At 45.0% G+C, this 26,817-nt stretch carries 25 protein-coding genes and 3 pseudogenes; 17 read left to right on the forward strand and 11 right to left on the reverse strand.

Annotated features, from left to right (window positions below):
* Nucleotides 1-79: 79 nt before the first annotated feature.
* The 8 genes and pseudogenes from ACUUHJ_RS08140 (at nt 80) to ACUUHJ_RS08175 (ending at nt 7,621) form a co-directional block, all read left to right on the forward strand.
* Nucleotides 80-328: an ArsR/SmtB family transcription factor gene (locus ACUUHJ_RS08140; protein ID WP_411829895.1), complete on the forward strand. Its 249-nt coding sequence runs from the start codon at nt 80-82 to the stop codon at nt 326-328.
* A 78-nt stretch (nt 329-406) separates the two neighbouring features.
* On the forward strand, nt 407-1,588 hold the full coding sequence (locus ACUUHJ_RS08145) for an MFS transporter (RefSeq protein ID WP_472298640.1): 1,182 nt from the start codon (nt 407-409) through the stop codon (nt 1,586-1,588).
* 19 nt (nt 1,589-1,607) lie between these two features.
* Nucleotides 1,608-2,942, forward strand: a pseudogene (locus ACUUHJ_RS08150) (ISL3 family transposase).
* 397 nt (nt 2,943-3,339) lie between these two features.
* Nucleotides 3,340-4,128, forward strand: a complete 789-nt coding sequence (locus ACUUHJ_RS08155; RefSeq protein WP_289676810.1) for an enoyl-CoA hydratase/isomerase family protein — start codon at nt 3,340-3,342, stop codon at nt 4,126-4,128.
* A 167-nt stretch (nt 4,129-4,295) separates the two neighbouring features.
* Nucleotides 4,296-4,778 carry a GNAT family N-acetyltransferase gene (locus tag ACUUHJ_RS08160; RefSeq protein WP_289676811.1) on the forward strand — a complete coding sequence of 161 codons (483 nt, stop codon included), beginning with the start codon at nt 4,296-4,298 and terminating at the stop codon, nt 4,776-4,778.
* 430 nt (nt 4,779-5,208) lie between these two features.
* Nucleotides 5,209-5,976 (forward strand): isocitrate lyase/PEP mutase family protein, encoded by a 768-nt coding sequence (locus ACUUHJ_RS08165; RefSeq protein WP_472298641.1) that lies wholly within the window; start codon nt 5,209-5,211, stop codon nt 5,974-5,976.
* Nucleotides 5,977-6,410: 434 nt separating this feature from the next.
* Nucleotides 6,411-6,857 (forward strand): GNAT family N-acetyltransferase, encoded by a 447-nt coding sequence (locus ACUUHJ_RS08170; protein WP_173625441.1) that lies wholly within the window; start codon nt 6,411-6,413, stop codon nt 6,855-6,857.
* Nucleotides 6,858-7,435: 578 nt separating this feature from the next.
* Nucleotides 7,436-7,621: a hypothetical protein gene (locus ACUUHJ_RS08175; RefSeq protein WP_472298642.1), complete on the forward strand. Its 186-nt coding sequence runs from the start codon at nt 7,436-7,438 to the stop codon at nt 7,619-7,621.
* On the opposite strand, the gene istB is transcribed toward ACUUHJ_RS08175, so the two are convergent.
* The 5 genes and pseudogenes from istB to ACUUHJ_RS08200 form a co-directional block, all read right to left on the reverse strand.
* The gene (gene istB / locus ACUUHJ_RS08180) at nt 7,596-8,339 is read right to left on the reverse strand and encodes an IS21-like element helper ATPase IstB (RefSeq protein WP_087349016.1); all 744 of its coding nucleotides are present in this window, start codon (nt 8,337-8,339) and stop codon (nt 7,596-7,598) included. The two genes, ACUUHJ_RS08175 and istB, sit on opposite strands and share 26 nt — an antisense overlap.
* On the reverse strand, nt 8,336-9,844 hold the full coding sequence (gene istA, locus ACUUHJ_RS08185) for an IS21 family transposase (RefSeq protein WP_472298428.1): 1,509 nt from the start codon (nt 9,842-9,844) through the stop codon (nt 8,336-8,338). Before istA ends, istB begins: the two co-directional genes overlap by 4 nt.
* A 105-nt stretch (nt 9,845-9,949) precedes the next feature.
* Nucleotides 9,950-10,183, reverse strand: a pseudogene (locus ACUUHJ_RS08190) (class I SAM-dependent methyltransferase); the annotation flags it as partial.
* Nucleotides 10,180-10,938 carry an MBL fold metallo-hydrolase gene (locus ACUUHJ_RS08195; protein WP_472298643.1) on the reverse strand — a complete coding sequence of 253 codons (759 nt, stop codon included), beginning with the start codon at nt 10,936-10,938 and terminating at the stop codon, nt 10,180-10,182. The pseudogene ACUUHJ_RS08190 and the gene ACUUHJ_RS08195, both read right to left, overlap by 4 nt.
* Before the next feature lie 82 nt (nt 10,939-11,020).
* Entirely contained in the window at nt 11,021-11,287 is a 267-nt protein-coding gene (locus ACUUHJ_RS08200) for a CD3324 family protein (protein ID WP_289676816.1), read from the reverse strand.
* A 284-nt stretch (nt 11,288-11,571) separates the two neighbouring features.
* On the opposite strand from ACUUHJ_RS08200, the gene ACUUHJ_RS08205 reads away from it, so the two are divergent.
* Nucleotides 11,572-11,787, forward strand: a complete 216-nt coding sequence (locus ACUUHJ_RS08205) for a hypothetical protein (RefSeq protein ID WP_012685218.1) — start codon at nt 11,572-11,574, stop codon at nt 11,785-11,787.
* A gap of 86 nt (nt 11,788-11,873) precedes the next feature.
* Nucleotides 11,874-12,704: a prohibitin family protein gene (locus ACUUHJ_RS08210; protein ID WP_012685219.1), complete on the forward strand. Its 831-nt coding sequence runs from the start codon at nt 11,874-11,876 to the stop codon at nt 12,702-12,704.
* Between the two features lie 48 nt (nt 12,705-12,752).
* Here the strand turns inward: ACUUHJ_RS08210 and ahpF are convergent, their stop codons facing one another.
* Both ahpF and ahpC read right to left on the reverse strand, forming a co-directional pair.
* Complete coding sequence (gene ahpF, locus ACUUHJ_RS08215; RefSeq protein WP_234127254.1) at nt 12,753-14,282, reverse strand: alkyl hydroperoxide reductase subunit F; 1,530 nt, start codon at nt 14,280-14,282, stop codon at nt 12,753-12,755.
* Nucleotides 14,283-14,295: 13 nt separating this feature from the next.
* Nucleotides 14,296-14,859, reverse strand: coding sequence for an alkyl hydroperoxide reductase subunit C (ahpC, locus tag ACUUHJ_RS08220; protein ID WP_016741021.1), 564 nt, complete (start codon nt 14,857-14,859; stop codon nt 14,296-14,298).
* 308 nt (nt 14,860-15,167) lie between these two features.
* Between ahpC and ACUUHJ_RS08225 the strand changes: the two genes are divergently transcribed.
* A complete protein-coding gene (locus ACUUHJ_RS08225; RefSeq protein WP_472298644.1) occupies nt 15,168-15,659 on the forward strand; it encodes a PH domain-containing protein in 492 nt (163 codons plus the stop codon).
* Nucleotides 15,659-17,170, forward strand: coding sequence for a PH domain-containing protein (locus ACUUHJ_RS08230; RefSeq protein ID WP_472298645.1), 1,512 nt, complete (start codon nt 15,659-15,661; stop codon nt 17,168-17,170). The genes ACUUHJ_RS08225 and ACUUHJ_RS08230 overlap by 1 nt, the downstream gene beginning before the upstream one ends.
* 38 nt (nt 17,171-17,208) lie before the next feature.
* Here ACUUHJ_RS08230 and ACUUHJ_RS08235 read toward each other — a convergent pair whose 3' ends face one another.
* Complete coding sequence (locus tag ACUUHJ_RS08235; protein WP_472298646.1) at nt 17,209-17,601, reverse strand: VOC family protein; 393 nt, start codon at nt 17,599-17,601, stop codon at nt 17,209-17,211.
* 156 nt (nt 17,602-17,757) lie between these two features.
* Between ACUUHJ_RS08235 and ACUUHJ_RS08240 the strand changes: the two genes are divergently transcribed.
* Entirely contained in the window at nt 17,758-18,468 is a 711-nt protein-coding gene (locus ACUUHJ_RS08240) for a DUF421 domain-containing protein (RefSeq protein ID WP_064201249.1), read from the forward strand.
* 34 nt (nt 18,469-18,502) lie between these two features.
* Here ACUUHJ_RS08240 and ACUUHJ_RS08245 read toward each other — a convergent pair whose 3' ends face one another.
* On the reverse strand, nt 18,503-19,363 hold the full coding sequence (locus tag ACUUHJ_RS08245; RefSeq protein WP_472298647.1) for an S-layer homology domain-containing protein: 861 nt from the start codon (nt 19,361-19,363) through the stop codon (nt 18,503-18,505).
* A gap of 343 nt (nt 19,364-19,706) precedes the next feature.
* On the opposite strand from ACUUHJ_RS08245, the pseudogene hrpB reads away from it, so the two are divergent.
* Nucleotides 19,707-22,210, forward strand: a pseudogene (hrpB, locus tag ACUUHJ_RS08250) (ATP-dependent helicase HrpB).
* A gap of 288 nt (nt 22,211-22,498) precedes the next feature.
* Nucleotides 22,499-23,218 (forward strand): DUF4386 domain-containing protein, encoded by a 720-nt coding sequence (locus tag ACUUHJ_RS08255; RefSeq protein WP_289676828.1) that lies wholly within the window; start codon nt 22,499-22,501, stop codon nt 23,216-23,218.
* A 5-nt stretch (nt 23,219-23,223) separates the two neighbouring features.
* On the opposite strand, the gene ACUUHJ_RS08260 is transcribed toward ACUUHJ_RS08255, so the two are convergent.
* A complete protein-coding gene (locus ACUUHJ_RS08260) occupies nt 23,224-23,808 on the reverse strand; it encodes a Crp/Fnr family transcriptional regulator (RefSeq protein ID WP_472298648.1) in 585 nt (194 codons plus the stop codon).
* A gap of 76 nt (nt 23,809-23,884) precedes the next feature.
* Nucleotides 23,885-24,538, reverse strand: a complete 654-nt coding sequence (gene bluB / locus ACUUHJ_RS08265) for a 5,6-dimethylbenzimidazole synthase (RefSeq protein ID WP_173605378.1) — start codon at nt 24,536-24,538, stop codon at nt 23,885-23,887.
* A gap of 135 nt (nt 24,539-24,673) precedes the next feature.
* On the opposite strand from bluB, the gene ACUUHJ_RS08270 reads away from it, so the two are divergent.
* Together ACUUHJ_RS08270 and ACUUHJ_RS08275 are read left to right on the forward strand one after the other, a co-directional pair.
* Nucleotides 24,674-25,357, forward strand: a complete 684-nt coding sequence (locus ACUUHJ_RS08270; protein ID WP_472298649.1) for a response regulator transcription factor — start codon at nt 24,674-24,676, stop codon at nt 25,355-25,357.
* Nucleotides 25,323-26,756 (forward strand): HAMP domain-containing sensor histidine kinase, encoded by a 1,434-nt coding sequence (locus tag ACUUHJ_RS08275; protein WP_472298650.1) that lies wholly within the window; start codon nt 25,323-25,325, stop codon nt 26,754-26,756. Before ACUUHJ_RS08270 ends, ACUUHJ_RS08275 begins: the two co-directional genes overlap by 35 nt.
* Nucleotides 26,757-26,817: the final 61 nt, after the last annotated feature.

Raw genomic sequence — 26,817 nt, forward strand, 5'->3', positions numbered from 1 at the left:
GACTTGATTTGTAGCAATATCTTAGTACAATGGTTTTATGACTACTCAAAAATCATTGAATAATGACCACAGGGTCAAAATGTTTCAAGCACTAGCTGATGAAACAAGATTGGAAATCATACGAGTTCTATACGCCAATAAGAAGGAGATGAATTGCGGGGAAGTTGGGGACATTTGCAATACTTCGAAGTCGAATACTTCGTATCATTTGCGTACTTTAAGGGAGGCGAAATTGATTAAGGTACGAAAAGAAGCTCAAACGAAGTATACGAGTATCGACATGGAGACCTTTGAATCTTACTTGCCGGGATTTCTTGATACGTTGTAGAAAGAAATTCTTTTTTTCTTCATTAGTTCAAAAGTTATTGTACAACGAAACTAGTGTCGATAGGAGAAGATGAATCTCATGATAAAGTTAACAGCTTTATTTTTTCTCATCATGTTTGTTATCGGTACAGATACATTTTTGATTTCTCCGCTCATCCCCACTCTTCAGAAATTGTTTCATATCCCGACCGAATATGCCGGTTGGATGGTCGGGGCATATGCGTTGGGATATGCCATATTTGCTTTGATAGCCGGACCGCTTTCCGATGGATGGGATCGCAAAAAAGTAATGTTTTCCGGCATGGTTTGCTTCTCGGTTTCAACCATTTTATGCGGCTTTGCGACAGGATTTTGGACGATGTTTTTATTCCGTTTTTTAGCCGGAGTCAGCGCAGCATTCACAGCGCCGCAAGTCTGGGCCTCTATTCCTGCTCTGTTCCCTGTGGCAAAGACCGCCAAAGTATCAGGAATCGTAATGGCAGGCTTGGCTGCTTCCCAAGCGTTCGGCATACCGATTGGAGGCATGCTTGCTGCAAACCATTGGTCTTATCCTTTTTTTGCAATCGGTTCATGCTCGTTGTTGGTGGCGATATTTATCCCTTATGCTTTACCCGAAATGAAACCGAATCAAGACCTAAGAACCAAGCTTCCGATATTTAAAAGATACGTCCCGCTATTGACAAGCCGAATCGTGAGAAGATCTTTCCTGGCTCATTTCTTATTTCAATGTGGATTTTTTGCTGCCTTTTCTTTCATTGGAAAATGGATGACGGACCGCTTTCACCTTTCGGTTGATCAAGTGGGGTACGTAATGTTTTTTCTTGGCCTAGGAAATATAGTGGGAAGCTTTAGCGGTGCTTATGTGATCAAAATGTTGAATCGTTTCAATACGATGGTTGTGGGCATTCTCGTCTCTATTGCATGTTTTATTGCTTTGCCTCACCTGCCATCGGTTGCGTCTTTCGAAGGGGTATACTTTTTCATATTCGTAACCATGGGCATCGTCTTTCCGCTCATAATGGGAATGCTGAATTCATTAAATCCGACAATTCGTGGCACGATCTCTAGCTTGGCCAATTCGATCATGTACGCTGCGACAACACTCGGCTCTTGGTTCGCCGGCTTGATTTATGCGACATTTAACGGGTTTTTCGCCGTAGGCATATTTGCGGCTATATGCTTTGCCGGTTCGTTGTACTCTTTTATAGCAAGTGGTATTTTGACTAATCACGCTAAAACAGAAAAAGATTATGCATCATAAATGCATACAAGAAATTAAGATGAATATTCTAAATCTTACGAAATTCAACATCCTAAGTATTAGTGAGAATGAATATGAATTTCTAATACAAGTAGTGACGAACTCTCCACCTTTAGCTTGCCCTCATTGTGGAAGCAAAGTGAAACTCTACAAGCACGGTAACAGAGAAAATGTTTGTATGGACTTACCTATTCACGGTAAGCGTGTAGGGCTTCTCATAAAGCGCCAGAGGTATCGTTGTCGTGAATGCTTTCAAACCTTTTGGGAACGCTTGGACCACACCATTGACGCAAAGCGGAACTGTACAAAGCGATTGCTGTCCTACGTAGAGAAGGAAAGCCTTACTCGTACATTCGTCAGTATTTCAGAAGACGTGGGGCTTAACGAAAAGACGATCCGCAATATCTTTCGCGATTACATTAACCACCTCGAAATGACATTTCGGTTTGTGACACCTAATTGGCTTGGCATAGATGAAATTCATATAATCAAGCCTCGTTGCGTATTAACCAACATTCAAGAACGAACATTGCTGGACATTCTTCCTAATCGCAATAAGGAAACAGTTGTTGGATATCTCTCACGACTTCCGAACAAAGGGCGAATACAGTATTTCACGATGGATATGTGGAAACCGTATAGAGACGCTGTGAAGGCTGTATTGCCAAAGGCTACTATCATCGTCGATTAGTTTCACGTTGTCCGTATGGCGAACCAAGCGTTAGAAACCATCCATAAACAGCTAAGAGAGGATTTATCACCAACGGAACGGCGTGGGCTCATGCACGACCGATTTATCCTTCTGAAACGCCATAAAGAGCTTACAGAGATGGATAAAATAACGCTTGACCTATGGACGAAGAATCACCCCACTCTCGGTATTGCGTATAACTTGAAGGAATCATTCTTCGATATTTGGGATTGCGATTCAAGACAAAAGGCATTCATCAAATATAACGATTGGAAAGCCAAAATACCGAAGGAACTCCAATCCGCTTTTGAGCCTCTTACAAAGGCCATGATGAATTGGGACGAAGAGATATTCGCTTACTTCGACCACCGCATTACTAACGCTTATACGGAGTCTCTGAACAGCCTTATCCCTGTCATTAACCGTTTGGGTAGGGGCTATTCATTCGATGCCCTGCGAGCCAAAATTCTTTTTACAGAGGGGCTTGCAAAGGATCGTAAGCCTAAATATCAAAAGCTTATGGATGATTACGAACTCCGAGACTACAACTTCCCGATGCTCGATAATATGCCTCCCGTCGGTGTGGTTCGTGAGCGTGGCGAACAGCTTCGTGGTATCTACATTTCCACCTTGATTGAAAAATTGGAGAAGGGCGAATTATAAGCCCTTTTCCACTATAATTTCCGAATACCTTTTTTTCTGTGAAAAACGGTCATGACCGTTTTGTTTAGTGATGTCCATCCCTACTAACAAGTAATATTTCATCTGCCTGCTTTCCGATTCTGAGAGAAATTCTCCTCAAAGGTAAATGAAGTAGTACGATTTTTTTGGCTAAAGGGGGATTGACTCCGGAATGTTAGTACTTTATATTTCTAGTCATACACCAGGATTATCCATAACTCATTTTTTATAGTCTCAAGTAGTACTAAATGTTTCTAAAACACCGAGAGTTCTCAATACTTATCAAGTGAAAAAAATTTATAATAAGAGGTGATTATATTTTCGAGATTACATTAGTACCATTTAGTTCCTATAGCCTTACAAAAGAATGGAGAGATGTATGATGTCACATAATGATGTCGTTCTTTATTCGATTAAAAATCGTATTGCAACCATTGCGCTAAATAGACCTGAATCATTAAATGCTTTAAACCGAGAAGTACTTGAACAGCTTTCAGTTGTCTTAGAAAAAGCAAAAATAGACCAAGAAGTAAAGGCGGTTATTATAACAGGTACAGGAGAAAAAGTATTTTCTGCTGGTGCTGATATTAAATTCCTTAATTCCGCTACCCCTCTTGAGGTAAGAGATTTTGCAAAACTAGCTGTTGAAGTCACTTGTAAAATTGAATCCTTAGGTAAGGTAGTAGTAGCTGCCCTTAACGGATCTGCATTAGGAGGCGGTCTTGAAATAGCCGAATCTTGTATGCTTAGAATTGCTGTCAATCATGCTAGAATTGGTCATCCTGAAGTTCGTATTGGTGCGGTAGCTGGATTTGGCGGAACTACTCGATTACCAAGATTAGTGGGAAAAGGTCGTGCTGCTGAGTTATTACTAACAGGAAACTCTATAAGTGCAGAAGAGGCATATACGTTTGGTCTTATAAATAGGGTGGTGGAGCCTGAGAATTTATTACCTGAAGCCGAGAACTTATTACAAGAAATCTTAGCTCAATCACCAATAGCCGTTACACTAACGTGGGAAGCCCTTCACCGCGGGCTAAATGTAACACTAGAAGAATCTGCACACCTCGGGGCCGATTTTTTTGGATTAATTGCATCAACAGAAGACTATAGGACGGGAACCAAAGCTTTTATTGAAAAAACCAAACCTGAATATAAAGGGAGATAGAATAGTAACGAAGTATTAAGGTTAGAAAATTCAGAAGAAACACGCGTTTGTGAATATTTTCCTCATAATAACGATTTATAATCCCGCTACAAGAGAAGTTGTAGGCGAAATAACTTTTGGAGGTTGAGAAGAAACACGTAGAACAATACAAGAGGAGGAAACATAGCATGCTTGAGACTGTGCTCACGATCACTTCGATGCAGACGCCCGAAGAGGCTCGTGCCTTCAAAACACTTAACGAGGAATGGATCGCCCTCCTCTTTGCCATCGAAGAGGAGGACCGGGTTATCCTCAATAACCCAGTGGAGAACATCGTGAACAAAGGAGGAGACGTACTCATCGCACGCGATGGCGATTCGATCGTCGGATGCGTTGCACTCGTTCCGACTGGGGCAGGTGTGTTCGAGCTCTCGAAGATGAGCGTGACATCCAACTTGCGGGGGCGCGGATACGGACGGAGAATCATCCATGCCGCTATTAACCGCGCACGCGGACTTGGCGCAACATCGCTCTTTTTGGGCAGTAGCACCAAGCTACCGAACGCTGTTCATCTTTACGAATCGGTTGGGTTCAAGCACGTTCCTGTTGAGCAGATCGGGCCCATGCCCTATGTAAGAGCGGATGTGTTTATGGAGTTGGAACTAAAATGATTATGGAGACAAAATAGTGCCAACGTAGCTGATACTACCTGCAACGCATGGGGTTCCCGTGTCGGGAAATTCCTTTCGAGAAGATTCGTTAGATGGGTACGACAGGGGCGAATTGCTTGATCCAGGACGGAAGCAGTTGGAAGATGAGCTATAAGTGTTATTTGAACGAGGTTTAGGATGAGAGAGACCGTCTGTAGAGTTTTACGGGGGAATCTGTTCTCTTTCATGCGACAAAATTTGAATAATAACACCTCCACTAAGCTTTGCATCTATATTGCCGATTCATTTTTTTGAGACAGGGCGCTTGTTAAATCCGTTTGATAAAATATGGGATTCATTGCAAAGCTGAATCTGACTGATCAGTATCATTTTGGTATTGTCACGTTCGGGCTCACTACAAAGAATTTCAGTGGTGCAGGGGGATAAAGGTATGAGCAAAATTCAGGAGTTTAAAGTATTACATGAATCAAACGAGCTTTTATTGTTAGGAAATGCTTGGGACTTGTTTTCTGCATTGTCTCTGGAGAAAGCCGGATTCAAAGCTATCGGTACAACCAGTTGGGGAATAGCGAAAAGCTTGGGTTATCCGGATGGTGAAACAATTGAATTTGACACAATACTAAATCGCATCAAAACGATATTGGATCATGTAAACATCCCTGTTTCTGCCGACATAGAGTCGGGTTATGGAAAAGATGAGGAAACGATAGTCGAGAATGTATTGAAACTTGCGGATATAGGCGTTGCGGGGATCAATATAGAGGATTCTTGCAAGGATCAAGCAAGACTCAAACCATTGAACGAACAATGCAAGCTTTTATTGAAAATAAGAATGGCACTTGAGAAGAGCGGCTATAAAGATTTTTATATTAATGCAAGGACAGATACCTATAAGCTGAATATAAACCCGAGCAACGAAACGACGGTCCGGGCGCAAGCCTATGTGGAAAGCGGAGCAAGCGGAATTTTTGTTCCTGGATTGAGGGATGATAACGAAATCAAAGCGGTTGTAGCGCAAATTGCCGCTCCTCTAAACCTTATATCTGTGCCAGGGCTTACAAGTTGCAACAAGCTTCAGGAGCTTGGAGTCAAGCGGCTAAGTCTCGGGGGCGCCTTATATCGGAAGCTTCAAGCGTTATTGGACACGTGCGCGGCTCATATTTATGAATCTCAGGATACGTCTTTGCTATTCGATTGAATGCAGAAAGGATAGCAAAATGGACGAGCTTCTACTACGCTATCGAAAAGCGATAATAGGTGGAATACAATCATCAACCGTAGAACAACTGCTGGGCATAAAACCTGTATCCATTGCCCCCGGTCAAGTCCTGTTTGAGATGAGGCGACCGAGGGCCACTCCAATCCCCAAGAAATTTGAAATGTGTATTTGACGAGAACCAAAGTCTTGTGGCCTATGGAACATGCATTTGCATGATCCTTCGTGGAGATAAAACAAAGGGAAGGTAACAATGTTCATATGAATGAAGTCCCTTAATTGAAAAGTAATATAAAATCCTACACTCCCAAGAGCTTTGTACGGACCTGAACATCATTGGGAATTCCGGTCACTTCTTTTTACCCCCGCAGTAAATCTAATATGTTATATAAAAAATGAAATGTGGATGATTAAAAATGCTTAACGAAATTGTAATTTATCAAAAAAAACATCATGATAAATTGGTAGATATTTGGTATCGGGCCGTTTGTCAAACCCACAATTTTTTGACGGATAAGGATATTCAATTTTACCTTCACATAGTTCAAAATGGAGCTTTACAAGCAGTTGAGGTTTGGGTTGAATTGAATGGAAATAAAGAACCGACAGGATTTATTGGACTTGATGGAACGAAAATAGAGATGCTATTCGTCGACCCAGAATACCATGGACAGGGTATTGGAAGTCGATTAATGAAACATGCTGAAAAAATAAAAGGTTCCAATCTCCAAGTTGATGTCAATGAGCAAAATGAGGGAGCATTCGCTTTTTACAAATGGTATGGCTTTGTACAGATAGGACGATCAGAACTAGACGGAACAGGAAAGCCATTCCCTTTACTTCATCTAGAACTAAAAAGTTGAGTAGGTTAACCACTTGTCTGGCTGAATCTTTTACCGTTACGGTTCAAGCTCACGCTAGGTGTTATCTACCTACTCGACGCGCTAGTCTACCTCTTACCCGATAGGAAGATACCTCGAGACTGCTTTAACGAGTAGTCTTTTCTTTTTGGTCTCTACATAGTTTCCCTCTGATTTAACATATTGAGTTGCTTTTTTATCACGATTGAGCTTGTGTTAAATAGGTTCATTTTTCAACTATCCTGCCAAATAGTAAACGAGGCTGCCGGATCATTATCCAGCAGCCTCAGATGTATTTGCTAAGCTATCGAACCCGTTAGTTCAATATTGTTCAAGAGGGAGCCTTCCAGGAGCTATACAAAAATAAAGAACAATTAGCTAATCTTTTTAAAATGAAATGCGATGCAAATTTGATAAACGACGATCCATTAGGGGACGTGGAAGTTCAAATTGAAGGGTTATCGTATTATGAGGTCAACCAGTAAAAAGTGGCTGACCTCATAATACGAACGGGCAGGATAGTTTAGAAGCCTAAACCATGTTAGAATGTCGGTGACATTAAATTGTAGAGGAGTAAAGCTATGCTGGAGCTAGTAAAAAACGTGCTCGAAGACATGGATAAACAGCTTACTCGTATTATGCATGTGAATGTCAATCAAAATGTTGACCACCGTGCTCATCAAAAAATTGACCACCATGGCAAAAATTATTCCACCCGACGGGTGGGTAACTTTTTCATGATCACGATTGCTTCAGACTTTGCTTAAATCGGTAACTATCACCGTTCATTGCAAAAATGTGAGCTCGGTGTGTAAGTCGATCCACTAAAGCGGCCGTCATTTGTTCATCTTTGAACACTTGAGTCCAGTTAGCGAAGTCCAAATTGCTAGTAAGGATCATGCTTCCTTTTTCATAACGAGCAGCACAAAATTGAAATAGTAGCTCAGCACCTGTTTTACTTAAAGGAACAAAGCCTACCTCATCAAGAATGGCTAGATCGACTTTTAACCATTGTTTCTCCAATTGAAGCAAGCGCCTCTCTGATTGCGCCTCCATCAGCTCATTACACAGTTTGGCTGCTGTCCAGAATTGAACAGTGTAACCGTGACGGCAAGCCTCCATCCCAAGGGAAATCGATAAATGTGTTTTCCCGGTGCCTGAATTTCCGATAAAGATTACATTCTCAGCCTTCTCGATGTACTCGCAACGAGAAAGCTGGAGAACCTTCGGTTTATTTAGAGCTGGCATGACTGAAAAATCATATTGGTCTATGGTTTTAATTGTAGGGAACTTTGCTTGTTTGGTGCGGGATGCAATTTGATTCGCATCTCGTTGCAAAACCTCTTGCTCCAAAAGAGCCAAGAGAAAATCTTCATAAGGGATTTGACGCTCCATGGCATCATGAGCCATTTCCTTATAGGATTTCTTGATTGCGGGCAACCGTAGACGTTTTGCATAGGCTTCAAGTAAAAATGATGTACTCAATGAACCACACTCCTTTTTCGCAACAAGTCATTGTACTGAGTAAGATTAGGGGACTTTACTCGGATAACAGGGACATGGCTGTCAGTCTCAAAAGCAAGAGACGGAACCCGATGCTCTGGTATTGTTCGTTGGAGAAGAAGTTGCCTTACGGCATCGTACTGGAAAATCCCTTTTTGGGCTGATTCGCGCAATGTATTCTCCACTAAGGTGGGCTCGAACTCCCGATGCAATAAGAGAATACGAATAAAGTCTTTCATTCCTCCAGACCGATGTTTGCACCGATCTAGAAACTGGTGATAAACATCAGGGAATTTGGCCTTCTGCAAGGGCCGAGCGTAAAGAACAGATCCAGGACGGATCAACATGAGATCGAGGTAATGGTCATAATCGAAAATCTCTTTTCCTTTTTCAAAACAGCGTTTATGGGTAGCGATTAGCTCTCCATTATGATAGATCGCAAGATCATCAGCGTAAACTCGGCATACTAACTCCTTTGATGCATATGAAACAGGTACAGAGTACGCGTTTTGCTCAAAGGTAATCAAGGAGAGCGAATTGCTCTTGACGGTTACCATTCGACAGCAATCTAAAGGCTGAGGCGGAAGTGGCAACATACGCTCCTTATCTTCAATAAAAGCATCCGCCACTGTAATGGTTGATCGCGGAACCTTAGTCTTTTCATAAGACACGCATTTTTCCAATAGCCAACGATTTAGTTCATCTAAAGAGGATACGGAGGGCATTGGCGTAAAAAACTGCTGTTTGACCATTTTCACAAGGTTCTCGACCTGTCCTTTTTGATTCCCTTTTGCGGGCTCGCAAAAGTAACTTTCGAACAAATAGTGTGCTCGTAATTGGGTAAACCGTTCCTGTTCTTCTCGATTTTTCCCCTCCAGAATTTTTTTCACAGCTGTCTTTAAATTGTCGTAGACAATGGTTTGAGGTACGGCTCCAAGAAACTCGAAAGCATTTACATGACCTTGTAAAAGTGCTTCCTGCTTTTGATGAAAGAATGTTTGGATAAATATTTTCCGGCTATACGTGCAGCGCAAACAGAATACCTGGACGGTAACTTGCTTTCCAAACAGTAGGATATCCACCTCTCCCCAGTCGAATTGAGCAAACTTCCCTGGTGGGAATTCAAGAGGAACGTACGCTTTTGGCGGAGAAACTCGTAATTGTCTAACATAGCCACGAACGGTTGATTCGCCGCCTATGAAGCCATATTCTTCTACGAGTCTTTGATAGATGCGTTTGGCAGTATGTCGCTGCTTTGGAGGAGCATGTTCATCTTGACGCAGCCATTCCAAGATGATTGGTTTAACGGATTCAATGACTGGTTTCGGCTTCGGTTTAGAAAGCTTGTATACAGGAATTTCTGTTGTTGTTAAGGCTTTACGTATGACTTGCCGAGAATATCCTGTCTCTCTGGAAATTTGACGAATCGGTTTGCCTAGCACGAAGTGCTGTTTCCTGATAAACTCATAATTAGCCATCTGAAGCATTTCCTTTCCTCCTATATCTTGTTAGTCTCAGCAACTTCAAGATATAGGAAAGAGGTGCTCAGGTGGTCAATTTTTTTTTGAGCGTTATACTGCAAAGTGGTCAATAATTAGATTAGCATTCACATCCACACTCACAACGGAGCGGGCCTGCTGCTCACGCGCATATCGGCAATGCCAGCCGAAGCCACAGCCTAGGTCGAGCACTTTTTTCTCGCGAAGGGAAGGCAGTAGCTCTCGAAACGCGTGCCATTCTCCCGCGGCGTTCAGTCCCTCAACCGAACGGGCCATTTGACTGTATGTGGTGAAGAAACTTGGCTCATCGTATTTGTTCTGTTTCATTCGTTCAAAACCTCATGGGTCGGGTCGTAGGCTTGGAGTAGTTCCCGCAGCGCTTTCTTGACGTCCCCCTGAAACGATCCACCGTGATAGCAAATCAACTGCTCGATGTCATAATCGAGCAAGCGGCGGACAGAGCGAATCGCTTCCTGCATATCCAGCGTATAGGACGGATTGGCGATTTCGAGTCTACCGTTTTCGATGACAACAGCATCACCGGCAATCAGCGTTTTGCTTGCGATCAAATACAATGAAATATGTCCTGGCATATGTCCAGGTGTATGAATGATCTCGATGCCGCCGCACAAAGGCAGGCGTTCGTGATTCGTTACGGTTCGATCAACCGTAGAGGGCTCGATGGACTGCAAAAAGCGAATAAATTCCTCAGCGTGCTGCTTTTCACCCGACCCCAGATGGTCCAGTATTGCTTGAGCCTGTTCCAATCGCAAAGATGTCTTTTGTCCAGCGATGTACGGTGCTTCGGATTCGTAGGCGATGATTTCGAGGTGGGGATAGGTTCTTTTTAAGGCTGCCAAAGAACCGATGTGATCCATATCGTGATGCGTCACAATGACCTTCGTAAGGTCGTCGAGCGTAAGCTGTTGCTTGTGTGCGGCCTCCTGAAGCAGTGGCAAAAAGTCCGGATAACCACAGTCCACAAGAATCAGTTCATGCTCATCTTGCAGCAGCACAGGGGTAATGAACTGTGCAGATCCATTGTACATAAATGAAATGGCGAGAAAGTGAATCTGGTTCATACGTTGTCCTCCTGACTGACTCATCTTAAAAAGGAGTGTAACGCAAGAGTAGAGCAGACACACGGTCGACCTTTTCTCTGTCTCATTTATGTCCACGAATAATGCGCCGAATACTGTGTTCGGTCAAGTAATGTTTCTGGGCGAGCATTTTGACAGAAGCCCCTTCGTGATAGGCTTGCCAAATCGCATGATTACGCACGCTTAGCCATTGCTTTGTGTCTGTGGACGCGCCCCATTGTCGTTTGTTTTCGTGGTGGATCGGGATGTATAAGTAACTTCCTTGTACGTAATGCTGAATTTGCCGCAGCAGATCGTCTGGCAATAGGTCTTGTGCATTTTTGTATTTCATGTGCTTTGCTCCTGTCTATATAGCGTGATGTGCGTATATAGATGAGCAAAGAGATCCTCAACTCAATATGGGAAAGGCTCTGAACCAAGAGAAAGAAGAACTCTTTGCTCAGAGCCGCATTCGGCTCTTCGTACATAAGGGTCTCGCATTTGAATCATCTCCCTTCTTGTCTCTATAGTAGTGAGAAAGGGAAGTTCCTTCAATAAACATCTTTTCCTCGATTGCAAAAGAAAGGGTAAGATGAGAGGGATGCATAGATTGTTTTTAGGATGGAGATGAAAAAAATGAGTCTTGGCGGCTTTCAAAGCGGCTTTTCCGCTCGCAAGGTATCACGTTCGGAAGTGCGGTGGGGACAGTTTTTAATATGCAATCACGGGTGTGAGGAAGTTATCCAATTGATTTCGCATGTATCTGGTGAAGTCGAATTTGAGCTATGCAAAATTGAGGCAGAGCGCATGGCGCATGTTCTGTTAGAAGCTTCGAAAGCAGAGCGCTTATGACATGTATTTTTCATAAATTTCTTGAAACTTACAGCCCACTCTCTCGTATACATGAATGAGCATGTATAGATAGAGGGAGGACGAGTATGAGCGACAAAAATGTTGTAAAAATGAGTCCCTTTCAAGCAGGAGGAAAGCTGATCGCAACGATTGTGATACTGGTTGCGTTGGTCTTGCTTGGCACGCAATCTTTTACGATTATTTCCGCAGGGCATAGTGGGGTTGTGCTGCAACTGGGAGCGGTACAGCCAAAAGTGTTACAAGAGGGCATGCATTTTAAAATTCCGTTCATTCAAACGGTGGTGCCGATGGAAGTGCGGGTGCAAAAATCAGAAATGAGCCAGACTTCTGCTTCACGTGACCTGCAAACCGTCTCTACGACAATTGCTGTTAACCATCATTTGGATGCAGAAAATGTCAATAAACTGTATCAGCAAGTGGGATTGGAGTACAATAGCCGAATTGTTGATCCTGCCATCGCCGAATCATTTAAAGCTGTGACCGCTCAATACACAGCAGAAGAACTGGTATCCAAGCGTTCCGAGGTCAGCCAAAAGGTAAAAGAAGTCTTGCATAAAAAGCTGTCGAATTATAACATCATCCTCGACGAAATCAATATTCGCGAGTTTACTTTCAGTGATGAATTCAACCGCGCCATTGAATCCAAGCAGGTTGCCGAGCAGCAAGCGCTCAAATCGAAGCTGGACCTGGAGCGGATCAAGATCGAAAAAGAGCAAGAAATCACGAGAGCAGAAGCACAGGCACAAGCATTGCGTCTACAAAAGCAAGAGGTTACGCCAGAGCTGATTCAGCTCAGACAGATTGAGGCGCAACTTGAAGCCATCCGCAAATGGGATGGAAAGCTGCCGAGCGTAACGGGTGGAGCTACTCCGTTTATCAACGTGGGTACCAAGTAACCAAATAAATAAACAAAGCCACTCCCTTGAAGAGGAGTGGCTTTGTTATTAGTTGCGGATGAGATAATCGAAAGCTCCCAAAGCCGCAGTAGCTCCAGATCCCATCGAAATGATGATCTGTTTATAAGCACTGTTCGTGCAATCACCGGCAGCAAAAACACCAGGGATGTTTGTAGAACCATGGCTGTCTACTACGATCTCACCAAAGCGAGTGCGCTCAATCGTGTCGCCCAACCAATCTGTATTCGGTACCAGACCGATCTGTACAAACACACCTTGCAATTCAATGTGCTTGGTTTCACCTGTCTCACGCTCGATGTAAGAAATGCCGTTTACTTTATCCGTACCCGTAATTTCTTTGGTTTGAACGTTTTTGAGTACTGTGACATTTGGCAGACTGTAAAGACGATCTTGCAATACTGCGTCAGCTTTCAGTTCTGGCGAGAATTCCAGAACGGTTACATGCTTCACAATTCCTGCGAGATCAATCGCTGCTTCCACACCTGAATTACCGCCGCCAACAACTGCGACATCTTTGCCTATGAACAAAGGACCATCGCAGTGAGGGCAATAAGCTACACCCTTGTTCTTGAACTCTGCTTCACCTGGTACACCCAGATTCCGCCAACGAGCACCTGTCGACAAGATGACTGTCTTACTCTTCAGAACAGCGCCGTTTTCGAGTTCAACTTCGATCAGATCCTTCTTCTCCAAACGCTTGGCACGTTGCAGCTTCATGACATCAATGCCATACTCTTTCACTTGCTTTTCCAAGTTGGCTGCGAGCTGAGGACCTTCAATGTATTTCACACTGATGAAGTTCTCAATGCCCAATGTGTCATTGACTTGACCGCCAAGGCGTTCAGCAACGAGACCAGTACGAATCCCTTTGCGTGCTGCATAGATCGCCGCACTAGCACCTGCTGGGCCACCGCCCACAACAAGCACATCATAAGGGTCTTTATTGTCAAACTCGGATGCGTCCGGAGCAGAACCCAGCTTGGCAAGAATTTCTTCCACGGTCATACGACCGCTTTCGAAAAATTCACCATTGAGGAAAACGCTCGGCACAGCCATCACGTTTTTGCTCTCTACCTCGTCCTTGAATACGGCACCATCAATCATTGTATGAGTAATACCAGGATTGAAGATACTCATCAAGTTCAGAGCTTGGACAACATCTGGACAATTGTGGCAACTCAAGCTGATGTAAGATTCGAACTTATATTCACCACGAAGGTCTTTGATTTGATCAATGACACTTTGCTCGACCTTTGGAGCTCTTCCGCTAACTTGCAAGAGAGCCAATACCAAGGAAGTAAATTCGTGACCCAGCGGAGTACCGGCAAAAACAACGCCAGTATCTTCGCCGACACGGTTTACGCTAAAGCTAGGTGTGCGAGTGAGTTCAGCTTTCTCCACACTGATCTTCAAAGACATGCTGGCTAGCTCATCAATCAGTGCAAGCATCTCAGAGGATGCCTCATCCGTGCCTGCACTGACTTTGAGTACAATATCGCCTTCCAAGAGCTCGAGATATTGTTCTAGTTGCGCTTTGATTTCTTGGTCAAGGGCCATTATCTATCACACCTTAAATTTTGCCTACGAGATCAAGGCTTGGTTTCAGTGTTTTGCCACCTTCTTGCCATTTAGCTGGGCAAACTTCACCTGGATTGTTGCGAACATATTGTGCTGCTTTGATTTTGTTGATCAGAGCACTTGCATCACGGCCAATGCCACCTGCAGTAATCTCAACAGCTTGGATGACACCGTCTGGGTCGATGATGAATGTACCGCGATCTGCCAGACCTTCAGCTTCGATCAATACGTCGAAGTTGCGGGAGATCACATGGGAAGGGTCACCGATCATGATGTATTCTACTTTGCTGATTGCTTCAGAGCTTGAGTGCCATGCTTTATGAGTGAAGTGAGTATCTGTAGAAACGGAGTATACTTCAACACCGAGTTCTTTCAAAGTTGCATATTGGTTTTGCAGATCTTCGAGTTCAGTAGGGCAAACGAAAGTGAAGTCTGCTGGGTAGAAGCAAACTACGCTCCATTGACCTTTGAAGTTTGCTTCAGTTACTTCGAGGAATTTACCTTTTTGGAATGCTTGTGCTTTAAAAGGCAATACTTCAGTTCCGATGAGTGACATAGTGTTAGCTCCTTTATATGTTTTTTGTATAGTACATATTCAGGACATGCGTAACGAGGCATGCTTGAATATAATTTACAATGATTATTATTTAATAAATGATTCAGTAAGTCAAGTTTTTTATAATGATTATAATGTGATAATTTTTACAAGCCTTTTTCTCCATTATTTAGTATGATTCGAACGGCATAAGAGTATTCGTTTGCTGCATGAAAAATTGACGAGTCGTTCGTAGAAACCAGACGGATTGTTTTACGTATGAAATAAAGGGAGCATGGACAGTGGAATAAACATACAGGAGTGATGATATGCCTTCTCGAATTAGCGCACCACAGAAGAGCTTGTCCAAGGATGCGTTCAAGGTAGAGCTTATTACTGCGGGGATTACGGTTGTAATCGGGCTTGTAATTTTGGGCGTTCTTTATTATCTAGATAATCGGTTTGCCTGGAAGGAATGGATTGGATGGTGCTTGCACGGATTGCTCGTTATTGGTGTGATCGGGACGATCTGGTCTTTTGTCGAGCCGTATTTTTTATGTAAAAGCTGGCGGTATGAGATCGATGAAGATTTCCTGCAAATGAAATTCGGGGTGATCACAGAGAGACATATCCTTGTTCCCATGACGAAAATTCAAGCAGTCTCAACGAAACAAGGACCAATTTTGCGAAAGTACGGGCTGTACACCATCTCGATTAAAACAATGGGCTCCTCACACGAGATTCCAGGGTTGCCGGGGGATGTCGCTTCTCAATTGAGAGAACAGATTGCACACTACGCCAAATTAAAGGAAGTGGAGTAGTGATGGAAGCAAAACGATACCATCCACTAACGATCCTTTTTGATCTCATCATCCAAGTTAAGCATCTGTTTTTTCCTGCGTTGATTCTGTTTGTGTTCAATTATGACTCGACAAACGCATTCATTACATACGGGAGAATTGTTTTTTACATCTATGTAGCAGGGATGCTGGCCTATCTGCTTTTGAAATGGGTTTCGTATAAGTATAGGCTGGATGATACGGCTTTCCATCTTTACGAAGGGATTTTTACGAAGACAAAGCAAACGATCCCTTTTAGCAAAATCCAAAACGTCAATCGACATACGACGTTGCTGCACCGGATTTTTAAAGTGACTTCTATCCGGTTTGAGACAGGGATGGTTGGCGATGATTCTAGAGTGGAATTCGCGGTGATTTCTGTAAACGAAGCAGATCGACTGGAGGCCTACACGAAACAGGCAGTGCGATTAGAGAAAGAGCGTGAGGCTGAAGGGAAAGCAGGAGATTCCACGGAGGAAATCGGTACGCCGTATATCACTCCTGAGCGAGTCATTCACTTTACGCCAACGAAAAAAGAGATTATCAAGGCTTCCTTCACTTCTCTAAGCTTCCTCGGGATGATTACGCTACTGATATGGGCGTACTTCAAACTCACCGAATATATCGACGTGGAGGAGCAGGTAGTAGGTATTTATTCGCTGATTATGAGCTCGTGGACATGGATCACGCTAACTGCCGTTGGACTACTCGTCCTGTCCATCGTATTCGGCATGGTTACGACTTATATTCGTTACGGAAAATACGAAATTTCTTCGGATCACGACCGGATTTACATTGCCAAAGGAGTCATTGAAGAAACGGCTTTTTCGATCGCAAAAGAGAGAGTGCAAGCGATTAAAATCAAACAATCCTTGTTAAAGCGCATGTTGGGTCTCGCCGAAGTCAAGCTGACGGTTGTTGGCGGGGATAGTGATTCGGATAAGGATAAACAGGATGTCAGCTCCCTCTATCCATTTCTACCAATAAAACGTGCGTATGAGATGATCGCAGAAATATTGCCTGCGTATGAAGTGACGGAAAAAATGACGAGTCTCCCCAGAAAGTCGTTATGGGTTCGCTTGGTCAGATCGAGCTGGATTTGGCTTATAGGCACAGGTGCGCTTTTCTATTTCAAGCCGAATATTTGGGGGTGGGAGCAAGCCTGGTGGGTTATATCCATTGCGTTGACACTGATCATCCTAGCCTTCGAAGTCATTGAATTCTACAACACGCGATACACCTTGAATGATCATTTTATTCAGTTCCAAACAGGGAGCCTGACTACGACCTTATATATATCCAAACGAGAAAAGATTATTGAGGTCAACGTCAAAAGAGGCCTCCTGCAAAAGCAGCTAGGGCTTGCTTCGATCAAAACAGTCAATCGTGCCAAACCAGTGAGTCATAAAGGGGTAACAGATGTGCCGATAGAGTTGGCGGAAGGGTTTTATCAGTGGTATATGGGACGTAGAAAAGAGATCAAAGTAAAGTAGAAGAGGGGACGTAGAAGGAAAAGGCGAATCTTTTCCCTCTACGTTCTTGTGCTTTCAAACAGCTCCAGCCACTCCCCATCCGGACCTTTGAAGAACATATAACGCGAGCCGTTCGGCAAGATGGTTATTTCCTGATCGATAAAGGTTACATGTCGTTGCTTCAAACGGTCGATTTCAGCTTCGAGGTTGTCGACAGCAAACGCCAGGTGGTGGACTTTGCCCTCTACCGGAAGGGAATCGCTGTATCCGTGAATGAGCTCCAGCTCTGTCTCAGTGCTTCCCGGAAATCCAAGAAAAGCAAGCGTAATTTCTCCGTTGGAATGAGCGAGCTTTCCTTTTAGCTCCATCCCAATCACTTCGGTGTAAAAGGCAACTGAGGCGTTCAAGTCTTTTACCATCAAGCCCACATGCTCCAGCTTTTTGATCGCCATATCATTTTCATTCCTTTCCATGGGTATGATTTTTTTCTATTGTAGAAGAATTTGTAGGAAATGTCTGTATGCGAAACTGTCATGATAGGTTTTCCATTGATAAACATGGCTATAATTGGGGTATGGTGCAAAATTTCGTCATCCCCGGGGTGGAGCATGGAATCTATTGTGGAAGTAATTGCGAGAGCACTGCTGGCTTTTGCCATCATGATGATCATTACTAGAATCTTGGGCAAGCAGACGATTGCGCAAATGACGTATCACGATTTTGTCGCGGCGATCACCTTGGGGGCGCTGACAGCAAATCTTGCCTTTAACAACATGGCCAAAATATCGCACATGCTCGTGACATTACTCACTTTTGGTGGTATCGCCTATTTGTTGATGATTCTCTCCCTGAAAAACCGGAAAATGCGAAAATGGTTTTCGGGCCAGCCGACGGTGGTCATCCAGGATGGAAGAATTCTCGAAGATAACATGCGTAAGCAAAAGCTGTCTTTGGATACGCTGAATCAAGAGCTGCGGGAAAGAAACATTTTTAATATCGAAGAAGTTCAATATGCTGTGCTGGAGTTGAATGGAGAGATATCCGTCCTGAGAAAACCGCAATTTTTACCTGTTACTCGCGGGGACTTAAAACTGAAAATGGGGAAGAGACAGATATTCCCGATTGAATTGATCATGGATGGTCAAATCATCCAGAGCAATTTACGCCAACATAGCTTAACCATCGAGTGGCTACTTTCACAGGTGGGCAAAAAAGGCTTGAGTGTCGAGGAAGTGAACTACGCCGTGATTAGCTCCAATGGACAAATTTATTTCGACCCGTATGAGGACCGTATGAGTAATCCGATCGACAAAGAATAAGGTGTCGCAAAAAAACCTCCGGGATGGAGGTTTTTTACTTGCTCGAGTATTGGCGGAGTGTCCCTGTTTGCTTCAAATGGTTATAAAATCTGTGCAAAATAGTGACAGCTTCCGCACGAGTCAGCATTTCTCCACCCTCGAACTTGCCGTTCCATGCAGTCATGATCCCTGTTTTTTTCAAAAGGGCGAGGTTGGTTCCGAGGATTCCGCTGTAGTCATCCGTAAACAAGATTTCATCGCCATCTTGGCCAAAGAGAAGCGGATACAGGATGTTCGTTTGGTCTCTCCCATCTTCGTTATACCGCCCATCCTCCTGGAAAAGGTCTTCAGGAGAGTTTGGGTCAAGCGAATACGGACTCAAGATGATGGGAATATCCCGCATGCCAGAAAGGATTTGTAAAACTTCCTTGGCAGGCATATCTTGCCTGTCTAACATAAAGACGGGTAGGACGTTAGCTGTACCGATTCGATTGAGTTTGGCGTCCGGGTAAAATTTGTACCCAGCAGGTGTATAGCTTACTGCATTCCACCAATCTCGTGTAACAATTGAACTGATTTCCTTGTAGGCCCAATGATTTTTCGGTACATCAGAAAAATGTTCGATGTGGTAATTGCTATAGTCCGTCTTCTGATTCGGTTTGTACGGTCTGTATTGATCAAACAGGCGATAGATCATGACGGTCATTTCCGCTTTGTCTACCAATCTTTCGGGTTGGAAGCGACCGTCAGGATAACCGCTAACAACCCCCTTATCAACCATGAAGGAGATCGAATTCATGGTCCAGCCGTATTTCTTCGGATCGACATCATGAAATTTTGATGCAGCATATGTAACCACAGGATAAATACCAGATAAACCCAGAATGAGTGCAAGGAATACAGTGATGACTTTCATATACGCTCCTCTTTTTTTAAATAGAATTGTAAGGATTATCCTTCTAGTATACTATTCGGCGTTGGAAAAGGAAGGTGTTCTGCAAGAACAGATGTGACGATATAGAGCGAGTCAAACTCGCCAGAAGAAGCCGCGATGATCGGCGGTTACGCGAACAATCCCTTTCAGACATGCCACGTCTTCATGGTGATGAATGTGAATCATACCGCACACCTCCCATAGTAATGGCTCCATTATACTATTGAATGATTATTCAGTCATTTTGGGTTTGCGATCCACACTCATCCTATATTCCTATATCGTGTATGATGAAAAGGGATGATTGCTCGTATGAGGTGAAAACATGAATGCATTGCCGATAAATGAAGTATTGCCCGAGCTGGTAAACACGCTGCGTGAAGAGACAAACGCAGTGTTGGTTGCTGCTCCGGGTGCGGGGAAGACGACGCGGGTACCACTTGCCTTGCGTGAAGAAGCTTGGTTACATAATCGCCGAATTGTGATGCTGGTCCCACGCCGACTGGCCGCACGTCAGGCCGCTTCCTACATGGCTGCCTTGCTGGGGGAAGAAGTTGGACAAACGGTCGGATATCGGGTTAAGCGTGAATCAAGAGTAGGTCCAGGCACACGAATTGAAGTGATGACAGAAGGAATTTTAACGAGAATGCTACAGGATGATCCGGAGCTATCTGATGTTGGTCTTGTTATTTTCGATGAGTTCCATGAACGAAATTTGCACGCGGATTTAGGGCTGGCCCTTAGTCTTCAGGCACAAAGCTTGTTTCGAGAGGACCTGCGAATACTCGTGATGTCCGCTACACTCGATGCAGAGCCCGTGTCAGCCTTAATGGGGAATGCTCCCATTGTTAGTAGTAAAGGCAGGATGTTCCCGGTGGAAACGCGCTTTTTGACATCCCCGATGCAGGGGCGTCTGGAAGAAGCGATTGTCCAGATGATCTTTCAGGCGTTGAGACAAGAAGAGGGAGAAATGCTCGTCTTTTTACCGGGAGCCAAAGAGATTCACCGGGTGCAAGAGTTGCTTGAACAAAGCGGTGTGGGCACGAACATACGGATTGCGCCTCTTTACGGAAATTTGTCGCAGGAGGAACAAGATAAGGCGATCCAGCCTGGGAAAATAGGAGAACGCAAAATTGTCTCGCTACCACGATTGCCGAGACGAGCTTGACTGTCGAGGGTGTGCGCATCGTGATTGATAGTGGATTAAAACGGGTGCCGCGCTTTTCGCCGCGAACGGGGATGACGAGACTGGAGACTGCAAAGGTATCGAGAGCATCTGCTGACCAACGCCGAGGAAGGGCCGGACGTCTTACACCCGGAGTCTGCTTTCGACTGTGGACAGAGCAAGAAGATCGTATGCTCATACCACAGCAGGCACCTGAAATCATGGAAGCGGATCTGGCTGTGCTGGCATTGGAGCTGGCTTTGTGGGGAGTCGGGTCGTCGGACGAGCTGGATTGGCTGAATCCCCCGCCGAAGCCAGCGATGGCACAGGCTCAAGAGCTGCTGCTCCAACTGGGCGCATTAGATGAGCGGAAGCAGATCACAGCACATGGACGAGCGCTTGCTGGAATGGGTGTGCATCCGAGAGTGGGCCACATGATTCAGAAAGCGAATGAGCTGGGGGAAGGTGAGCTTGCTTGCGAGCTTGCTGTTCTCTTGGAAGAACGAGATATTGTCAGGGGGCGCCAAGCGTCAGCAGATGCGGATATGCGTACGCGTGTTGAACTACTTCGTCTGGTAGGAAATAAACAGAGTGGTGGAACAGAACTCCCGCTTGATGTAGGAGCATGCCAAAGACTTTGGAAGGAGGCAGCTCATTTCAAACGGGTATGGGCAAACAACCAGTCTGCCGGCACTTCCACTCGAACAGAAGCGACGGGAAGACTGCTGGCGTTTGCGTACCCCGACCGGATTGCCCAGCGAAGGGCGGATGGACGTTATTTGCTTCGCAACGGGCGTGGGGCGGCTTTTTCCGTGCAGCAACCACTGGCTGCTTCGCCGTATATTGTGGCAGCAGAACTCGATGATCAAGGTGCAGATAGTCGGATATTACTGGCGGCTAGCGTGGAAGAAAGCGAGCTGTTGAAGGATTGTGCGTTGCAGATTACGGAACGAATGAACGTATGGTGGGAGCATACAGCAGCGGCAGTTCGCAGCCGCAAGCAAAAACGGTTGGGCGCGATCCTGTTGACGGATATGCCTGCGGAGTCTTCGCCAGATGAGGTGTTAACAGCGTTTTTGGACGGAATAAAAGGAGAAGGCTTGGAGATTTTGCCGTGGAATCGGCAGGCGAGACAGTATCGGGAGCGTTTGGTTTTTATGCATCGTCTGGAGGAAGGCTGGCCGAATGTGGAAGATGAGGCACTGCTTGCTTCCTTGGAGGAATGGCTCGCTCCCCATGTGTATGGTTTCAAAAGGAAGGAAGACCTACAGTCGCTGTCGGTGACGACGATGCTAGAGAGTATGCTCTCATGGGAGCAGCGCAGACAGCTAGACGAGCACGCTCCGACTCATGTGATCGTCCCGAGCGGTTCCAAAATTCCTGTCGATTACAGCGATCCAGCGGCTCCAGTGCTTTCGGTCCGGCTACAGGAGTTGTTTGGTTGGCAAGACTCCCCGAGAATAGGCAGAGGCAGAGTGCCACTGACATTGCACCTGCTTTCGCCAGCACATCGTCCGGTACAAGTGACACGGGACTTGGCGAGCTTTTGGGCGCATGCGTATTTTGAGGTGAAAAAAGATTTAAAGGGACGTTATCCCAAGCATTACTGGCCGGATGATCCGCTAGCGGCTATTCCGACAAACAGGACGCGTCCACGCATATAAATCGATTCGCTAGGTATATTCGGGCAGAGAGGAAGAGCTCCGTGTCAGGTGAAATTTCCCATTTTGCTAGTTCGATGTTCGTGAGTCACGTCAATTGTGAAACCTTCCCCGTGTCTGGGTACGTCAGGAAGATACCGTGAATCACGTACTACCCCCTCTATTTCTCTGGGCTGCCTGTTAATCAGGCAGTCTTTTTTTTGCATAAAAAGGCTCCATTGATTTAAGTCAATGACCGTCGCTATTTTTCCTCCTACAATAAACGCTACATTGTAAATGAGGAGGGATCTTATGGCGGTCTCAGTCATCCAGCCATCGATTCAGAGAAAATCTGCTCTGATTGCTGGTATTTCACTTTTCATCATGGTGCTTGCTTCCTTTTTTTCGTACGGTTTTGCTCATGAAAGTCTTGTCGTGCAAGGAGATGCCAACGCAACGTTTCAGAACATCAAGTCATCCCCTATGCTGTTCAAAGCCGAGATTTTCGGTTGGGTCATTATCCTGATCACGGATATCGTCGTCGCTTGGGCTTTTTATCTCTTTCTCAAGCCGATGAATCCATACCTGTCACTACTTGCTGCTTGGTTTCGTTTGATCTATACCGCTATTTTGGGAATAGCCTTGTTTAATCTGATTGTTGTGCTTCTCCTTTCGAAAAATACGGAGCCATTCGCACTATTACCAAGTGACCAGCTTCAAGCACAAATGATGCTTTGTTTGCAAGCATTTGAGTCAATTTGGTCTATTGGATTAATGATCTTTGGCGGGCATCTCATGCTTGTCGGTTATGTGGCTTTCCAATCCGAAACCATCCCGAGGGTCATTGGCTCATTACTGTTGTTGGCCTCCGTAGGCTATATGGTGATCAACATAAGCAAATTGTTTTTTTCACAAAATATCGGAATGATATCGACGCTTACCGCTATATTTCAATTGCCCATGATCGCGGGAGAGTTGGGGTTCGGGATTTGGCTGCTGTTTAAAGGAGGGTTAGCCTCCAAAAGAAGCTGAAACCGCTACGTTTGGTTAGCGGAGGTCCTCTTTTTAATCCGACTTAATGACTCTGGCGTCATGCCCAGATAGCTCGCCAATTGATGCTGGGGCACACGATCGATTAAGTGAGGGCGTTTCTGCAAAGCGGTTTTATACCGCTCTTCGGGTGTGGAAGCGATAAAGGAAGCGAACTCATCTTGTATCTCGCCAAGGTTTTCTTCTAACATCTTGCGTGACATGGTTTCCAATTGTGCGTATTTGCTAAACATGTCACTTACGGTATCAAGATTACCCACGACCAATGTACAGTCTTCGAGACAAGCTAAAAAATAGGCAGATGAGTGATCCGGCTTATGCTGACCCAGATTCACAATGGCTTGTTCTTCTGTGTAGAATTGGGACGTAACTTCTTTCCCCTTTTCATCTATCGAATACTGTCTAACACATCCATTTAATACAAAATAACACTTCGTGGGAATATCTCCTTGTCGAAGGAATATCGTTCCTTTTTTATATTCCTGTGTAGCGATTTCATCAAGGATTGCCCCTTGCTCTTTTTTAGAAAGGGTTGTAAATCTAGCAAGGTATTTCAAGAGAATCTCTTTCATTTCAAAATCCTTTCCTGAAAGAAAAAGGTCCCCATGCTCGAAACGGGAACCTTTTCTTTTTAGTATTTTTCGCGGCTTACGCCTTATTTCCCCACTGCTCCCGATAAATCAACTGTTGCAGGTCCTCACGTTGTCTCCATTGGTGCAGCTCCAAGAGTGGACGTTCGGGATAATGATCTGTGTAGCCGATCGACAGCAATGCGACAGGATCGATATGCGGCGGTATGTTCAGGATACGACGCACGTCGGCCTTCTTGTAAAAACTGACCCAGCCCATCGCCAAATCTTCGGCGTAGGCCGCCAGCCACATGTTTTGGATTGCACAGCTGACCGACATAATATCAGTTTCCGGGATGGAATTGCGTCCGAGTACATGGTCTCCGCCACGTGTAGGATCACAAGTGACACAGATGGTGACTGGCGCTTCCTTGATCCCTTGAATTTTCAACTCCAAAAAGGTCGACTCTCGTCCTGTTCCTTCGTAGTGGATGGCAAGCGCCCGCCGTTCTTTATCCGCACATTCTGCCAGAGCTTGCTTGGTTGCGTCGTCTTCCACCAGGACAAAATTCCAAGGCTGCATGAATCCGACAGAAGGAGCATGGTGGGCAGCGGCCAAGATCATGGCGAGCTTATCCGGGGAGACAGGGTCTTGGCGAAAGGTACGAATATCGCGACGATTGCTGATGGCTTTATACAAACCGTTTTTTTCTTCCGTACTTAAGCGTTTCATGAGAAAAACCTCCCTATTTGCATTCAGGTCTCTTTATTTTACTTGCAAAGTATGCTTCCTTCCAGACATCTGCTTGACATATTCATGTCCTACGCTAAAGAGAGGATGAGTCCGAGCAGAGGGGAGAGTACGAGCATGCATAGCATCTTAATCGTGGAAGACGAACTACCCATCTCTCGGGTATTGAAGGCGTACTTGGAAAAAAACAACTTTCGGGTTGAACAGGCATTTAACGGCGAGGAAGCTGAGCGGAAGTTTGATTCACACAATCCTGCGCTCGTTTTGCTGGATGTGATGCTGCCTGGACGAAGCGGATGGAGTATTCTCGAATATATTCGGGCGAAAAGCTCGTGTCCTGTCATCATGCTGACAGCGTTGGGACAAATCGATAACAAGCTGGCGGGCTTGAACAAAGGCGCCGACGACTATATCACCAAGCCCTTTATTGCCGACGAAGTGGTCGCTCGCGTACATGCAGTATTACGTCGCTCGAAACAATTGATAGAAGGCAATCATGTGAAGCAGTTTGGCAGTCTGAAAGTCGACTTCAAGGCGTATTCTGTGATGCTGCACGGCATTGAACTTGCGTTTACGCCAAAGGACTTGTGCCTGTTTCTTTTTTTGGCGCAGTACAAAAACCAGACGTTCACCAGAGAACAGCTCATCGAGCAGGTGTGGGGGATGGATTACGAAGGAAGTGATCGCGCAGTAGACCTCGCGATCAAGCGCATCCGGCGATCTTTGGAGAATTGGCCGACATCCGAAGGGGAAATCCGTACTTATCGTGGCTTGGGCTACAAGCTGTGCGTATATGAGTGAGAAAAAACGCACCTCTTTGTTTCGCTACTGGACGACGCGATACTTGATCATTTTGTGTATCGGCCTTTTCGTGATCGGAATTGCATCCAGCTACTGGATTTCTTATAGCGAGACTCAAAAGCGCCTTGATTTTATGAGACTGATGGCAGCAGAAGTAGCGGATCGGGTCGTTGATATGGAAGGCAAGGTAAAAATGGCTCCGTTCTTGTTTCGTATTGTGGACAGTCGCCAGCAGTCACTCGGAGTCAATTACAAACCAATGATGATGATCCTGGATGAACACAAACAACCTGTATTTGGCGTACCCGGTCCTTTTTCTAGTGAACTGAAGCGCCTCGCGCCTGATCTGGTGGAGGCGGATGACAGCCTGTCACAGCTTGAGCTTGCGCGGGGCGAGGAAGTGCTTTTCGTGAAGGAAAGCATTAAGGTTGAAGAGCGAGTGGTTGGATGGGTCATGCTGTTCACCCCACAAAAACAGCTGATACGCAGCATGACCGAGTTCCAACTGCTTGCGATCATGCTTCTAGGTCTCGGTTTGCTTGGGTGGCTCGTCATTTATTTGCTGACGAAAAAGCTGTCTCAGCCGATTAAGGATGTGGCAGACGCTGCCAAGCAAATCGTAATGGGAAACTACGAGATTCAATTGGATAAAAACAAGCGCGAACAAGAAGTGTATGAACTGATCCATTCCTTTGAAGAAATGGCAGAGCGATTGAAGCAACTGGAGATGATGCGTACCGAATTGTTGGCAGGGGTAACCCACGAACTCAAAACACCTGTTACGTCCATCAGTGGGCTGGTGCAAGCCGTGAGGGAAGAGGTTGTGAGTGGTGAGGAAGCCAAGGAATTTTTGGATATTTGCACGAAGGAAACGACACGTCTGATAAAGATGGTAGAGGATTTGCTCGATTTTAACTCTTTTGCAGTCGGTGATATTCGCATTCGCAGGCAACCTCAAAACATGCAGGAGCTGATCCGGGAAATTACGCATCAATGGAGAATTTTGCAAGAAGAAGAGAAACTCAGCCTGCACATCGAAAGTACCTCTGATCCGATCATGATAGATACCGACCCGCTGCGTGTACAGCAAATCATGTACAATCTCCTAAACAACGCAGCACAAGCGATGGAATCGGAGGGACGGATCGTCGTGTCACTATCTGCATCAGCAGAGGAGATTCGCATTGACGTGAAGGACAATGGATGCGGGATACCAATAGAAGAACAGTCTTTGATTTTCGAGCGATTCTACCGAGGAGAGGACAAGAAGCACATCGTCCGTGGGCTGGGGCTTGGTTTGTCTTTTAGCAGAATGATTGCCCAAGCGTTAGGAGGTATGTTGATTCTGACTGAGAGTACGGCGTCAGGCAGCACCTTCACGTTGATTTTGCGCAAATAATTCATGCATGATCATAAAACGACCTGGTTATCTGGTCGTTTTTTTGTGTTTTCATCTGACT

The organism is Brevibacillus schisleri (assembly GCF_055685845.1).

Coding starts and splice junctions, on each gene's coding strand:
- ACUUHJ_RS08165 (WP_472298641.1), top strand. CDS start 5,209: ATGAGCAAAATTCAGGAGTTTAAAGTATTACATGAATCAAACGAGCTT.
- ACUUHJ_RS08175 (WP_472298642.1), top strand. CDS start 7,436: ATGCTGGAGCTAGTAAAAAACGTGCTCGAAGACATGGATAAACAGCTT.
- ACUUHJ_RS08245 (WP_472298647.1), bottom strand. CDS start 19,363: ATGAAAGTCATCACTGTATTCCTTGCACTCATTCTGGGTTTATCTGGT.
- bluB (WP_173605378.1), bottom strand. CDS start 24,538: ATGAAACGCTTAAGTACGGAAGAAAAAAACGGTTTGTATAAAGCCATC.
- ACUUHJ_RS08235 (WP_472298646.1), bottom strand. CDS start 17,601: ATGGCGATCAAAAAGCTGGAGCATGTGGGCTTGATGGTAAAAGACTTG.
- ACUUHJ_RS08225 (WP_472298644.1), top strand. CDS start 15,168: ATGCCTTCTCGAATTAGCGCACCACAGAAGAGCTTGTCCAAGGATGCG.
- ACUUHJ_RS08270 (WP_472298649.1), top strand. CDS start 24,674: ATGCATAGCATCTTAATCGTGGAAGACGAACTACCCATCTCTCGGGTA.
- ACUUHJ_RS08170 (WP_173625441.1), top strand. CDS start 6,411: ATGCTTAACGAAATTGTAATTTATCAAAAAAAACATCATGATAAATTG.
- ACUUHJ_RS08210 (WP_012685219.1), top strand. CDS start 11,874: ATGAGCGACAAAAATGTTGTAAAAATGAGTCCCTTTCAAGCAGGAGGA.
- ACUUHJ_RS08205 (WP_012685218.1), top strand. CDS start 11,572: ATGAGTCTTGGCGGCTTTCAAAGCGGCTTTTCCGCTCGCAAGGTATCA.
- ACUUHJ_RS08155 (WP_289676810.1), top strand. CDS start 3,340: ATGATGTCACATAATGATGTCGTTCTTTATTCGATTAAAAATCGTATT.
- ACUUHJ_RS08240 (WP_064201249.1), top strand. CDS start 17,758: ATGGAATCTATTGTGGAAGTAATTGCGAGAGCACTGCTGGCTTTTGCC.
- ACUUHJ_RS08255 (WP_289676828.1), top strand. CDS start 22,499: ATGGCGGTCTCAGTCATCCAGCCATCGATTCAGAGAAAATCTGCTCTG.
- ACUUHJ_RS08160 (WP_289676811.1), top strand. CDS start 4,296: ATGCTTGAGACTGTGCTCACGATCACTTCGATGCAGACGCCCGAAGAG.
- istA (WP_472298428.1), bottom strand. CDS start 9,844: ATGCTTCAGATGGCTAATTATGAGTTTATCAGGAAACAGCACTTCGTG.
- ACUUHJ_RS08200 (WP_289676816.1), bottom strand. CDS start 11,287: ATGAAATACAAAAATGCACAAGACCTATTGCCAGACGATCTGCTGCGG.
- ahpF (WP_234127254.1), bottom strand. CDS start 14,282: ATGGCCCTTGACCAAGAAATCAAAGCGCAACTAGAACAATATCTCGAG.
- ACUUHJ_RS08140 (WP_411829895.1), top strand. CDS start 80: ATGTTTCAAGCACTAGCTGATGAAACAAGATTGGAAATCATACGAGTT.
- ACUUHJ_RS08195 (WP_472298643.1), bottom strand. CDS start 10,938: ATGAACCAGATTCACTTTCTCGCCATTTCATTTATGTACAATGGATCT.
- ahpC (WP_016741021.1), bottom strand. CDS start 14,859: ATGTCACTCATCGGAACTGAAGTATTGCCTTTTAAAGCACAAGCATTC.
- ACUUHJ_RS08145 (WP_472298640.1), top strand. CDS start 407: ATGATAAAGTTAACAGCTTTATTTTTTCTCATCATGTTTGTTATCGGT.
- ACUUHJ_RS08260 (WP_472298648.1), bottom strand. CDS start 23,808: ATGAAAGAGATTCTCTTGAAATACCTTGCTAGATTTACAACCCTTTCT.